Origin of the sequence: Allomesorhizobium aridi, from assembly GCF_043769475.1 — a bacterium.
Lineage (GTDB): Bacteria > Pseudomonadota > Alphaproteobacteria > Rhizobiales > Rhizobiaceae > Allomesorhizobium.
In genome coordinates, this window is sequence record NZ_CP171729.1 from 363511 (window position 1) to 376175 (window position 12665).

A 12665-nucleotide genomic window follows, 5' to 3' on the forward strand; every position below is an offset into this window, starting at 1 on the left:
GCGGCGCGGGTCGATTCTGACTTGCTCAAACTTGGGAATCCTGTTTCAGGCAAAATCCAAACCGCTGTAGGGACCGGTCGGTTTCGCCCCCAAAAAAGTGCCGCCGCGTCTTGCCGCAGCGGCACAGTCAGGGAGGAGCTATTTTCGAGACCAGAGGTTTTCGAGGCTATCGATGTTTTCTGGAGTGGCGACGCGTCCGGCAACAAGGCAACCATCGGGGCCACACTTCGGATCTTCACCCTTGATCAGCGCTATGGTCACCCTGATCGCCTCCTTCGCGTGCGCATAGGCGTCGTACGTTGTCCCCACGTCAATGTAACGGCCTTCCATAGCCGTGACCGCCTCAGGAAAGATGTCTTGCGAGGCAATGTAGACGTGCTTGGGGTCCCCAGCCGGCACCCAGCGGCCCAGGCTTTCGAGCGCGGACCGGACGCCGGATATGGCGAAGTCGCTGGCCAGGAACATGCAGTTTGCATCTGGATGGGCACCGAAGGCGTTGACCGTACCGGATCGGAAAATCTCGGGGTTCCATTCGGTCGGAATTGACTGCAGGGTCTCGACAACGCCTGACTTGTCGGTCACTTCGTGCCAAGCCTTCGAGCGGTTGACAGCATTGACGTCCTTCAGAGCGCCTTGCAGTTCTACGCACTTGCCTTTGATGTTGTCCTCCTTCAGCAATTCCACAAACGCCTCAGCTGTGCTTTTGGCTTGATTGTAGCTGTCTCCGCCGACGTGGGCGTCGGGCTTGATGGTAGCAGAAGCGTGGTCGAAGGTGATGAAAGGTATACCGGCGTCTTTGGCAGCCCGGATCGAAGCGCCGATCGCTGCTGAATCCTCACCACGCGCGATGATGACGCTGACGCCCTGGTTGATCAGGTCTTCGATGTTTGCCGCTTGCCTTGTCGGATCGTTGTCCGCCACGTTGATGATGAACTTGAAGTCGATGCCCGCCTCTTTGCCCTGAGCGGCAGCTTCGCTTTGCATGTATTTCTCCCATGCAACGACGATCTCGTTCTCCTTCGAGTTCCATGCAAGGCCTATAGCCTTCTCTTCCGCTTGGGCGGCCCAACTGAGAGTCATGCAAAAAGCGGAGAATGCTGAAAGTATGATTCTTTTCATGTTCTAATCTCCTCTGGGGTTATAGTTACTTATTCTTTGTTGTGGCTATCGAGCGGAGCACGCGGATTTTACTCTTCTGAGTCGACCGCAGTGCGTCCATGTACATTGCGACGAAAATCACAACGCCGGTGACTAACTGGTAGACGTACGGATTCGCGCCAACCTGGTTGAGACCATTGGCGATGATTTGAAAGCTCAGGGCACCGAGAGCCACTCCCGGCAGGATTGTTCCGCGTCCGCCCGCCAGGCTAATGCCGCCGACGACGGCTGCAGCGATTGCCATGAACTCGAGGCCGCGGCCGAGAAAACCACTGATCGAACCAACCTGAATAAAGCTGCTCGACGCCGCGACACCTGCAAGAAGGCCGGACAGGACGAAGACGCGGAAAGTCACCATGCGCGCATCGATTCCGATGCGCACGGCCGTTTCCTCGTTGTTCCCGACAGCCATCAATCGGCGACCAAACACGGTGTGGCGATACAGAAAATGAACAAGGCAGATGACTAGTCCGATGACGATCGTGTCGACAAACACAGGGCCGACCGCGAGATTACCAAGCGATCTTGCTGCCTCGGGAAGCGGTATAACGCGGGCTTCTGTAAGGACGAGGCCCAAACCACGAAAAGCGATCATCGTTCCGAGCGTCGTGATCAGCGCATTGACGCCGAGATACGCAATTACGAAACCGTTCACCGCACCCAACAGTGCGGCGGAGCCGAGAATGACAATGAACCCGATTGCAGGGTGAACCGATCCGCTCTCCATGAGCAGGCCCCCTATCGAGGCTGATAGAAATGCGATCGAGCCAATGGAAATGTCGATCTTGCCTGCGAGGATTACGAGGGCAATGCCACATGATGCGGCTGTGATAGGCCCCATGGCGTGCAGCATGGCAAACGCATTGTCGACGGTTGCGAAATTCGGGGCCGCAATTGCGAGATCCCACGATTACGAGCACGAGGATGAAACCGAACCCCACGGACGGTCGACCGGTTTGAATACGGGGAAGAGCAAACGGCAGCCTCATGCGACCTCTCCAGCGAACGTGACGCGGTCGGACGAGCTGGAGATTGCATCCATGAGTGCAGCTTTGCCGGCAGCACCTGGAAGCTCGGCGGTAATGCGTCCACGGTTGATAACGAGGTAGCGGTCGGCGATCCGCATGATCTCTTCGATTTCCGACGAGATGAAGAGAACAGCGGCACCGCCGAGTGCTAGTTCGACAACGAGCTTGAGGATTTCGGTCTTTGCCCCGGTGTCCAGTCCGCGAGTCGGTTCGTCGAGTATGAAAAGCTTTGGCTTCAAAGGCAGCCAGCGTGCGAAAACCACCTTCTGTTGGTTGCCACCTGACAGCGTGCCCACTTTCTGGTCGGGCGATTGTGCCTTCACGCCGAGCCGCGCCATCAGACCGCTGGCCAGTGTTCTCTCACGCTGTCGATCAACCAAGCCAGCGCCATTGCGAACGCTGTGGAGCTGCGGCAGTGAAATATTCTCGGCGATCGAAAACGGTAGGAGCAGCCCTTCGCCACGCCGATCTTCTGTTACGAGACCCGTTTTCTCGCGAAGTTGCGCTGGCAGAATGTTCTTGGACGCCGAAGCCTCATCATGCCATTTCAGGCTGCCGGCATCGATCGGATCAAGGCCCATCAAAGCGCGCACCAGTTCGGTTCGTCCCGAGCCCAGCAGCCCCCATAGCCCGACGATCTCGCCGGGCCTCAGAACGAACTCGACGCCGTCCAAAACGCCGCCTCTGGAGAGACCATTGACGGTGAGCAACGGTTGACGATCCGTCTGAAACGGCATCCTCACCCGCTCGCTTGCTGACACGTCGCCCAACATCTGCCGCAGCACCTCGGAAGCAGACGTGTCGCGCGTCGCGGCAGTCGACACGGTAGATCCGTTGCGCATGACGGTCACCGCATCGCAGACGGTAAACACCTCGTCGAGGAAATGGGTGATGTAGATGACGGCCGTGCCCCGCGCTTTCAGTCTGCGGACCACCTCGAAAAGCTGTTTGCGCTCAAGCCCGGAAAGCGACGAGGTCGGTTCGTCGAGGATAATGATGCGTGGTTCCGATTTCAGGGCCCGTGCAATTTCGATCAACTGGCGGTCGCCGGTACTGAGGGTCTCGACCGGGATTTCGGCCGGGACATTACAGCCTACCTGATCGAGCAACGCCCGAGAGCGAGTGTAAATTTGTGGGTAGTCGATGCGGCCTCGACGCGTAGGAAAGCGGTCGATGAAGATGTTCTCCGCCACAGACATGGAGGGGAGCATCGTAAGCTCCTGATGCACGAACGAGATGCCATTCGCAGCGGCGTCCCGCGCGCTGCGGATCGAGACCGCGGCGCCGTCGATGAAGATTTCTCCGGCGTCGGCGGTGACAATGCCGCCGAGGACATTCATCAACGTGCTCTTGCCCGCGCCGTTCGCCCCCATGAGAGCGTGGACTTCCCCTGCCCGGACAGTCAGGTTCCCATCCAAAAGCGCCTGCGCGCCCGCGAAGCTCTTTCGAATTCCGCTAAGATGCAGGCGAGCGCCGTCGGTCATGCCTGCCTCCGGATCGCTTTGTCGAGATAGACGAAGACGATGATGATGCAGCCCTTGATGATCAGGCTCGCGAAATAGGAAACGCCGAGTTGGTTAAGGCTGTTGCTGATCAGCGTAACGAAGAGCGCGCCTAAGGCGGCATGCAGCGGACTTCCCACTCCGCCGTAGATGCTCACGCGCCCGATCACGCATGCGCTAATGATGTCCAGAAGCAGACTGTCACTGCCAAGGTTGGCCGAAGCTGATCCGAGGCGAGCGACAAGCAGAATTCCGGTCAGCGCGGCCAGCACGCCGGAGACCACATACGTGGCGAATATCACCCGGGGAACCCTGACCCGAGCGATTTCTGCAGCCTTTGGATTGAATCCGACGGCCTTCACTTGGCGACCGAAAGGACTGGCCGACATTACGGCGGTGGCCAAGGCGGTTCCTAACAGAAAGACCCAAACTGAAAGGGGCAGACCGAGAAATCTCGCGAGGACGACGTTCTCGAACACAGCGGGATAACCGAAGACACTTTGCGATCCTGTTAGCCACACATTGGCACCGCCGACCACGGTCATAGTGGCGAGCGTGACTACGAACGGAGCCATTCGGAAATAGGCGACAGCGGCGCCATTGAATGCGCCTAGCAGCCCTCCGGCAGCCAGAATAATCAAAGGGCCGAGGAGCGCGTCCTGGGTCTCACGCATATAGATGACGCCCAAGATGCCACTGAAAGCGAGGACCGAGGGCATGGACAGATCGATGCCACCGCCGACGAGCACGAAACACATGCCGACCGCGAGCAGGCCGAGAACAGAGGTCTGCACGAGCACATTGACAAGATTGTTGACCCGGAAGAATGCGGGCGCATGGAAGGCCATTACGATGAGAATGGCGACCGTCAGCGCGAGTACCAGCGTCAAAATCGCGGAATTACCTCGGAGTTGCATGGACGCTTGCATCAACACATCCTCTATCCGATATATTGGTATATAAGAGTTTTGGCGTTGGCAAGAACCTCTCGCGAAAATTTGCGTTGGCTTACGACCGATAGCGTGAAGAGGGCCGTGAATTGGGTTGGATGGACACGGGTGCGTAGGGTGTCAAAAGCGGCGACACGAGAGTCCGCGGACTACGAAGCTTCGGAAATTGCGGGGGCTAGCGAATATCCGAGACTGCCACTTTCTCGTCATCGGAAAAGAGTTCAGGGCTGAGACTGCGGATGATTTCGATGGTCCCAAAAGTGCTATCGAGCTGCTTCTGGAAAACGACCGCGGCGCCTTCCTCGTCGTTTCGGCGGATGCTCTCAAACATGAGCTTGTGTTCGTCGTACACCTCTAGAAAATTCTTCTCGGTCGGAAAAGCATGCCGTCTTACCCGGTCCAGTTGGCCGGTTGCGCCGTGAATGGTGCGCCAGCAATTCGGAAAGCCCGAGCAGATGCAGATGAGGTGATGAAACTCGTTGTCAAGGTCGAAGAATTCGTCGACGTCCTCACGTTCCGCCGCTCCAGCCTGTCGAAACAGCGCGACTTCGAAGTCCTTCACAAACCGAACAGGAAAATTTCGCGCGGCCAACCGAACCAACCGCATTTCCAATGTGTCGCGGGTGATCTGGCCGTCGAGAACCTGGCGGATGATGATCCGGTTGACGAACGTCCCGCCGCCTGGCTTTACGACGACCAGATTTTCGGTAACCAGCTGTAGTACAGCTTCTCGTAGCGGCGTTCTCGAGATACCCAGTTGCTGGCATATGTCCTTTTCCACGATGGCTTCACCAGGAGGCAGCCGCATAGAGATAATAGCTGCGCGGATAAGCTCATAGACTTGCGTGGTCTTTGGTAGCCTGCCGTCAATTTGGCTTGCGCTAAAATAGGCTTTTGTGTGATCCATGGGTGTTTCTGCCAGCCTTGCGGCGAAGAAAACCACCCATCTAGGAAAATGACCGGTTCGTCGCCTTCGTCGCGCAGCTTCCTGAGCGGCGTTGTGTACAATATATTGATATATGGCAGCATGTCATTCTGAATTTCCAGAGATCCGGGTAAAAGGCAGGCATCGCTGGGCGAGGCATCGGCATTGTAGCCGACGCCACGCTGCTTGCACAAACGTCGACTGACCATGGGCTCTGTGAACCCTGCCCAGGCGAGTCTTACAAGGAGCGGCCGCCTTGGAATCCTAGCCGGCAACCGCCTTACCCAGATTGCTTTTGGGAAACGACACGCCAATCGTGTAGTTCATCTTTCCCCACATAGACAATGCGTAGACGTTGGCGCGAATGTCCGGATTGACGGCGAGGTTGAAAACCGCGTCTTTCACCGTGAAGCCGAAGTCTTCCACCAGCCAGTCAAGCAACCACATATGCGCCTGCCTGAACCCTTCCTCGATCGGTCGATAGGAATTCAATTGGATGATTTCGGTGGGCGTTTCCACCCTTACGAAAGGTGTGGTTTTGTTCGGAATGATGTCACATCTGAGCGTAATCTCGGCCCGGCTTTCATCACCGGTTCCACCGAACTCGGTCGCTTGGGAAGCATGCACGTCGCCTGCGTACAGCAACGCGCCTTCGTGAGCCACCGGTATATAGATGCGATGTCCCTTCCGGAATTCTCGGGTATCGAGGTTACCACCGTAAGCGCATTGCATGGTAACGGTATCGGACCCGCTGGCCGGGCGATCAGGAACCACACCCAACGTACCGACCAACGGCTGGAGCTTCCATTGGATGTCGTTGCTGAAGACGCCTATACCGTCTGACGTCGTCCCGCTGGGGCCAGGGAGGTGTCGGATGAATTTGGTGAAGGGTCCTCTCCCATCTGGATATTTCTGCAGATCCGCAAGCGGACCGGCACCAGGCTCGATCAGAACATAGCCCTTGTCTTCGACCACAATGTCGATGATGTCGACTGCGAGCGTGTCTCCAGGCTTGGCGCCCTCCACGTATATCGGCCCGGCACAGGGATTGTATTTCTTCAGGCGATGAAGGTCGCCGAGTACTTCTGGAGTGGGCAAGTCATCCTCCGACCGAATCTTGTTGCTCATCGAATTCTCGACCTGAAGCACGAAAGACTCGTTCGGCTTGACGCGAAGGCGCGGTTCCTTCAACGCCATTTCATACTCCAATGCATCTTCGCGATTGACCCGCTGTAAAGGCATGGGTTCTGGCGATTGCGTTGTCATAGTCGTCGTCCCTTGTGAGTGCGTATTGGCCGGAGGTGTTCTCGATCGTTGTGCGATATCCCAATATATCGGTTGCGGTTCAGCTGGCAAGAGCTGTCCATCCCGTCGCGCAAATGCGCTAGAGGAGAACCATGCCGCCATCCATCGTAAGCGTCTGACCTGTGAAGTAGTCCGAATCTGAACAAGCGAGAAAGACGGCGAGCCCCGCAAAGTCTTCGGGAAGGCTCGGCCGCTTCAGAAGTATTTGATCGGTAAAGGATTTCATCCAGTCGCCGCGCTGCCGAGTCACGCCCCTCTCGAGCATGTCCTGTTCAAGCCCGTCCCAACGGGGCGTCACTACGACCCCGGGAGCGATCGCATTGACCGTGATCCGGTGCTTTGCGAATTCTCGTGCGCCGGCTCTGCGTCAACGAGATCACAGCAGCTTTGCTGGCGCAGTAGACGGCGACATAGGCATAACCCTGTCTGCCCGCTATCGAACTCGTATTGATGATTTTGCCGCCGGTTCCCTGCAATATCATCTGCTTTCCAAACTCTTGCGTCCCCATGAAAACCCCAAGAGCATTCACCCGCATGATCGTCTCCAAATTTTCCTCATCCGATTCCAGAAAGGGCTTTGGCTTGTTCATGCCGCGTTGTTGAACAGAACTTTCACCTCACCGAACGCCTGTAGCGTCCGGTCTCTCAGCACTTCGATATCGCGCCTGATTGACACATCTGCCGCGACGCCTATCGCATGGTGACCCTTTTCACGTAATTCGTGGGCGATCTCTTCCGCCCTAGCACCATTTCGTCCTGAAATGACAACGCGTGCACCCGCCTCGGCCAGCCCCTAGCAATGCCTTCCCCAAGACCCTGCGTACTCCCGGTTACGATGCAGACCTGTCCGTCAAGTCGGGCTCCTCCTGGGTAGCGGCTTGTCGGTTCATTGGAGCGCGCCCTGCTTTTAGGCTGCTCCGCTCAGCGGTTTAGCCCTGATTGACGCCCCCGCTTGCATTCCTCGAATTCATGATATACCGATATATTGCAATCGCGAGGGAGTATCGGTCGGCATGCCGGAAGCAAACAGGGAGGCCCCGACGGGCCGCCAGATAAGCTCGAGTTTGCAATCTGCGGGTGAGCCTATCTCGACGGCCGAGGCCGAAGAGATCTCTCTGGTTCACTACGGACTTTCGGGAACAGCCACGAAACTCAGCGGCGAAAAGGACAGCAACTTTCGCCTTTGCGTAAAGGATGGACGGGAATTCCTTCTAAAGGTCGTCAACCCCGGAGAGGAGCCAGGCGTCACGGACTTGCACACCGCCGCCCTCCTTCACGTCGCGGCTGCCGACCCTTCCCTGCCGGTGCAGCGCATCGTTCCTTCGCTCGATGGTCGTCCGGATTTACGCCTTGTCTTTCCGGGCGATGGCGAGCGTGCCGTACGGATGGTCACCTTCACGAAGGGAGTTCTGCAACGCGAGACGATTGCAACTGTCGAACAGTTGAGGAATGTCGGCCGCACATTGGCCCGCCTTCAGCTGGCGCTGAAGGACTTTGTGCATCCGTCTGCCGACCACGAACTTACATGGGATCTAAAGCAGGCCAGCAGCCTCAGGCGGTTGTTGCCGGCAATCGACAAATCGGATCGAAGAGCCCGTCTTGAAAATCGACTTAGTCGTTTCGAGAACGATATCCTCCCGACGCTGCTCCAACTGCGCTCGCAAGTCGTTCACAACGATCTCAACAGCGACAACGTGCTTGTTGATTCCACCAATTCCGCTGAGGTGGTTGGAGTACTCGATTTCGGCGACATGGTCCGCACGGCGGTGGTTGCGGACGTCGCTGTCGGCGCGGCCTACCAGTTGTCCGACGGGGCGGCCCCCCTTCAGTCGGCCCTGGATTTTGTCGCCGGTTTCAATTCGGTCCGCCCGCTAGAGGACGTTGAACTCGACCTCTTCTATGACCTCGTTGTGACCAGGATGGTAACCCGCCTGGCCATCACAGAATGGCGCGCATCGCTGTTCCCTGAAAACCGCGAATACATTCTTCGCAACACCCCACGAGCATGGACGCAATTCGATCGCCTTTGCCTTCTCTCCCGCGAGCAGGCGACCGCCCAGATTCGCGAAGCCTGCAAACTATGAGGAAATGACATGTCGGCCACTGCTCATATGATCAATGGCTTCGATCCCGCCAAGGCTTCGAATCTAAGCCAGGATGAACAGGAGCTCATTGCTCGTCGCAAGCGACTGCTCGGTCCTTCGTACAAGTTGTTCTACGAACATCCAGCCCATTTCGTTCGCGCGGAAGGTGTTTGGCTTTACGACCCAGACGGCAATGCGTATCTCGACGTCTACAACAATGTGCCGTCTGTGGGTCATTGCCATCCGCGCGTCGTCGAGGCGATCAGCCGGCAGTCAGCCATCCTCAACACGCACACACGCTATTTGCACGAAGGCATCCTCAACTATTCGGCTGATCTGCTAGCAACCTATCCGTCAGAACTCGGTCACGTCATGTACACGTGTACCGGCAGCGAGGCGGTCGATCTCGCACTACGGATTGCCCGTTACCATACGAGGGGAACGGGCGTCATCGTCACTGAAAATGCCTATCACGGGCTGACCTCGGCGGTTGTCGAGATTTCCCCCTCAATGGGCCCGAATGTTCCACTCGGCCCACACATCTACACCGTGCCTGCACCCGACCAGTACCGGGCCAGCGGCAAAGATGTCGGAGAGGTTTTGGCCGCCAACGTAGAGCGCGCAATCCGCGACATGCAGCGTCATGGGATCAAGTTCGCCGCTTTCATCGCCGATTCGATCTTTTCCACCGACGGCATTTTCACCGAGCCGGTCGGGTTCCTTTCCAAGACTGCTGAGGTGGTGCACGCCGCCGGCGGCCTCTACATCGCGGACGAGGTGCAACCCGGATTTGCACGAACCGGCACCCATATGTGGGGTTTTCAGCGCCACGATATTGTCCCCGACCTTGTCGTAATGGGCAAACCGATGGGCAACGGCATGCCGATCGCCGGGGTCGTCATGAAGCCGGACGTCATCGCCGAGTTCGGTGAGAAAGTTCGCTACTTCAACACCTTCGGGGCGAACACGGTGAGCATCGCCGCAGCTCAGGCCGTCCTTGACGTCATCCGTGATGAAAAGCTGATGGCGAACGCGGCCAAGGTGGGCGCCTACATGCTCGACGGCCTCAAAATTCTCGCACAGCGCCATGCTGGCATTGGTGAGGCTCGAGGAGCCGGCCTGTTTCTCGGCCTGGAATTCGTCAAGGACCGCGGCACCAAGAGCCCGGATGGTGAGACGTCTCTGAAGGTGGTCAACAGGCTGCGCGAAAAACGGGTCTTGATAAGCGCATCGAGCCCGCACGGTCACGTTCTGAAGATCAGACCTCCGCTGCCGTTCACAACGGCTGATGCAGATATTTTCCTGGAACGTCTTGGCGAGGTTCTCGAAGAAGCCGCCTGACTGGGAGAATGGCGCACTTCGCGCCGAGCCTGCGAGGGCTGGCCTCGCCAATTCAAACGTAAGGGGAAATGAGCATGAAACTGATTAAGGCAATTGCCACCGCGGCGTTCGTCTTCTCCACGATCGTCGGCATCGCTCACGGTGCAGAGTGGAAAAAGGCCAAGATAGCCGTTGAGGGCGTTTACCCGCCCTTCAACTACATCGACAAAGGCGAGCTCACCGGCTTTGACGTCGAGATCGGGAAAGCGCTTTGCGCTCAGGCAAAGCTTGAATGCGAATTCGTCACCCAGGATTGGGATGGCATGATCCCCGGTCTTCTCGCCAGCAAGTACGATGCAATCATCTCTTCGATGAGCATCACCGAAGAACGCAAGAAGAAAGTCGATTTTACGGCCAAATACTACAATACCCCGGCGCATTTTATGGCCGCGAAATCAGCGGCGATCAAGGATGTGTCGCCGAAGGCACTTGCCGGAAAGACCATTGGCGTTCAGGGCTCCACTACCCAGGCGGCGTTCCTGGAGACGAACTACAAGGATCTCGACCGTCAAAGCCTATCAAGCGGTTGACGACGCGAGCGCTGATCTTGCCGCCGGACGGGTCGATCTCGTTCTGTCGGACAAGGTTCTCCTCGACGCATGGCTCAAGAAGTCAAGCGATGGCACATGCTGTGAACTGGCAGGCCCCGATCTGATCGATCCGGCCTTCGGCGCCGGAAAGGGCGTTGCCGTCCGCAAGGAGAACCCGGAATTGCGCGACCTTTTCGACGCCGCCATCAAGACAATACTCGCTGACGGCACCTACAAGAAGATCAACGACAAGTATTTCTCGTTCTCGATCTATTGATCCCATCAATGAGCCGGTCCGGAGCCCTCGTGGATCTGGGCCGGCCCTATGGCTCAGCGCGCAGGAGAATGACCGCGTGGACCTACTGCATCTCTTGTCCTTTGACCCCAGCGGTTGGGGCAGGCAACTGGCTACCGGCGCTTGGCTGACAATCCGTCTCGCGCTGACCACTTTGCCATTCGGCCTCCTGATCGGCCTCGCGCTCGCTCTTGCGATCAATGGTCGGCAACGCTGGCTTTCGCTTGGCGCCACGAGTTTCACGACAGTATTCCGAGCACTGCCTGAGCTTCTGACGATTTTCATGATCTATTACGGGGCACAGATCGGTATCCAAAAAATTGCCGATGCGTTTCTCCCGGGCCAGGTGGTCGAGATCGACGGCTTCGTCGCAGGGGTATTTGCCCTCGGCATTGTCTTCGCTTCCTTCGCATCCGAGACGTTTGTCGCGGGACTGCGGGCAATCCCGCGCGGGCAGATCGAAGCAGCCCAATCGCTTGGCCTCGGCCGCTATACGATCTTCGTCAGCGTCGTGCTCCCGCAACTCTGGCGGCTCACTCTTCCGGGTCTTGGCAACCTGTGGCTGGTCCTACTCAAGGACACCGCGCTCGTTTCTGTGATTTCGCTGAATGACCTGATGCGTCAGACATCGCTTGCCGTGGCCAATACCAAGGAACCCCTATTCTTCTACGCGGTCACCTGCATGATCTATTTTGCCATCTCGCTGGTGTCCGGCCACTTTGTAGGTTTGCTCGAAGCTCGCTCAAACCGTGGCTTTGAGGCTGCGCGATGATCGACTTTGAACTTCTCACCACCTATGGCCCAAGAATGCTGCTTGGGCTGATGGTTACGCTGCAGCTCGTCCTTACATCGGCAGCCATAGGCGCTGTCCTCGCCCTTCCTCTGGCTCTTGCCCGCAACAGCGACAATCGGCTGATCAACGCACCGGCACGGTTCTACATAGCCTTCTTCCGAGGCACGCCTTTGCTCGCACAATTGTTCCTTATCTACTATGGCGCCGCACAGATCCGAGGACCGCTCGAAACGGTCGGGCTCTGGTGGTTTTTTCGCGAGGCCTACCTTTGCGCGTTGTTCGCGTTCGCGGTGAACACGACGGCCTACCAAGCAGAGATTCTGCGTGGCGCCCTCCGCTCCTTGCCAAAAGGGCAGACGGAGGCTGCCCGCTCGCTCGGTCTGGGCCGTTGGACGGCACTCTTCAAAGTTCAGTTGCCACAGGCCATGATCCTGGCGCTACGGCCGCTTGGAAACGAGCTCGTGCTATCGTTCAAAGCGTCGGCGATCGCTAGCATTGTAACCGTGCCGGAACTGATGCAGGCGACCAAGCTCGCCTTTTCGCGCTCTTTCGAGTTCCAGATCTATATCTGGGCAGCCCTTCTCTATCTGGTCCTCGTGGAGGGAATCCGGCGCATCTGGGCTCTGCTCGAACGCCGCTTGACCAGACATATTCACACCAGCCCGAAACGAATTGCAGCCGCGCACTGAACTTCGGCGTGGTTGTTGCTGGCCGT

13 protein-coding genes and 1 pseudogene are annotated in these 12665 nt (G+C 57.5%); 6 read left to right on the forward strand and 8 right to left on the reverse strand.

Annotated elements, in window-relative coordinates; translation table 11 throughout:
- Window positions 1–138: 138 nt before the first annotated feature.
- The 8 genes and pseudogenes from ACG873_RS03670 to ACG873_RS03705 form a co-directional block, all read right to left on the reverse strand.
- Window positions 139–1119, reverse strand: coding sequence for a sugar ABC transporter substrate-binding protein (locus tag ACG873_RS03670; protein WP_394890489.1), 981 nt, complete (start codon window positions 1117–1119; stop codon window positions 139–141).
- Between the two features lie 25 nt (window positions 1120–1144).
- Window positions 1145–2011 carry an ABC transporter permease gene (locus ACG873_RS03675; RefSeq protein ID WP_394890490.1) on the reverse strand — a complete coding sequence of 289 codons (867 nt, stop codon included), beginning with the start codon at window positions 2009–2011 and terminating at the stop codon, window positions 1145–1147.
- 132 nt (window positions 2012–2143) lie between these two features.
- Window positions 2144–3670 (reverse strand): sugar ABC transporter ATP-binding protein, encoded by a 1527-nt coding sequence (locus ACG873_RS03680; protein ID WP_394890491.1) that lies wholly within the window; start codon window positions 3668–3670, stop codon window positions 2144–2146.
- The gene (locus ACG873_RS03685; RefSeq protein WP_394890492.1) at window positions 3667–4617 is read right to left on the reverse strand and encodes an ABC transporter permease; all 951 of its coding nucleotides are present in this window, start codon (window positions 4615–4617) and stop codon (window positions 3667–3669) included. Before ACG873_RS03685 ends, ACG873_RS03680 begins: the two co-directional genes overlap by 4 nt.
- A gap of 196 nt (window positions 4618–4813) precedes the next feature.
- Window positions 4814–5545 (reverse strand): GntR family transcriptional regulator, encoded by a 732-nt coding sequence (locus tag ACG873_RS03690; protein ID WP_394890493.1) that lies wholly within the window; start codon window positions 5543–5545, stop codon window positions 4814–4816.
- Window positions 5546–5827: 282 nt separating this feature from the next.
- Window positions 5828–6760, reverse strand: coding sequence for an acetamidase/formamidase family protein (locus ACG873_RS03695; RefSeq protein WP_394890494.1), 933 nt, complete (start codon window positions 6758–6760; stop codon window positions 5828–5830).
- 187 nt (window positions 6761–6947) lie between these two features.
- Window positions 6948–7166 carry an SDR family oxidoreductase gene (locus ACG873_RS03700; protein WP_394890495.1) on the reverse strand — a complete coding sequence of 73 codons (219 nt, stop codon included), beginning with the start codon at window positions 7164–7166 and terminating at the stop codon, window positions 6948–6950.
- Window positions 7141–7658, reverse strand: a pseudogene (locus ACG873_RS03705) (SDR family NAD(P)-dependent oxidoreductase). The gene ACG873_RS03700 and the pseudogene ACG873_RS03705 overlap by 26 nt, the downstream one beginning before the upstream one ends.
- 223 nt (window positions 7659–7881) lie before the next feature.
- Here ACG873_RS03705 and ACG873_RS03710 point away from each other — a divergent pair.
- The 6 genes from ACG873_RS03710 to ACG873_RS03735 all read left to right on the forward strand — a co-directional run bounded on the left by ACG873_RS03710 (window position 7882) and on the right by ACG873_RS03735 (window position 12639).
- On the forward strand, window positions 7882–8952 hold the full coding sequence (locus ACG873_RS03710) for a phosphotransferase (protein WP_394890496.1): 1071 nt from the start codon (window positions 7882–7884) through the stop codon (window positions 8950–8952).
- Window positions 8953–8961: 9 nt separating this feature from the next.
- Window positions 8962–10293, forward strand: a complete 1332-nt coding sequence (locus ACG873_RS03715) for an aspartate aminotransferase family protein (RefSeq protein ID WP_394890497.1) — start codon at window positions 8962–8964, stop codon at window positions 10291–10293.
- Between the two features lie 68 nt (window positions 10294–10361).
- A complete protein-coding gene (locus tag ACG873_RS03720) occupies window positions 10362–10862 on the forward strand; it encodes a transporter substrate-binding domain-containing protein (RefSeq protein WP_394890498.1) in 501 nt (166 codons plus the stop codon).
- Window positions 10744–11139: a transporter substrate-binding domain-containing protein gene (locus ACG873_RS03725; protein WP_394890499.1), complete on the forward strand. Its 396-nt coding sequence runs from the start codon at window positions 10744–10746 to the stop codon at window positions 11137–11139. Before ACG873_RS03720 ends, ACG873_RS03725 begins: the two co-directional genes overlap by 119 nt.
- 76 nt (window positions 11140–11215) lie before the next feature.
- Window positions 11216–11929: an ABC transporter permease gene (locus tag ACG873_RS03730; protein WP_394890500.1), complete on the forward strand. Its 714-nt coding sequence runs from the start codon at window positions 11216–11218 to the stop codon at window positions 11927–11929.
- On the forward strand, window positions 11926–12639 hold the full coding sequence (locus tag ACG873_RS03735) for an ABC transporter permease (protein ID WP_394890501.1): 714 nt from the start codon (window positions 11926–11928) through the stop codon (window positions 12637–12639). Before ACG873_RS03730 ends, ACG873_RS03735 begins: the two co-directional genes overlap by 4 nt.
- Window positions 12640–12665: the final 26 nt, after the last annotated feature.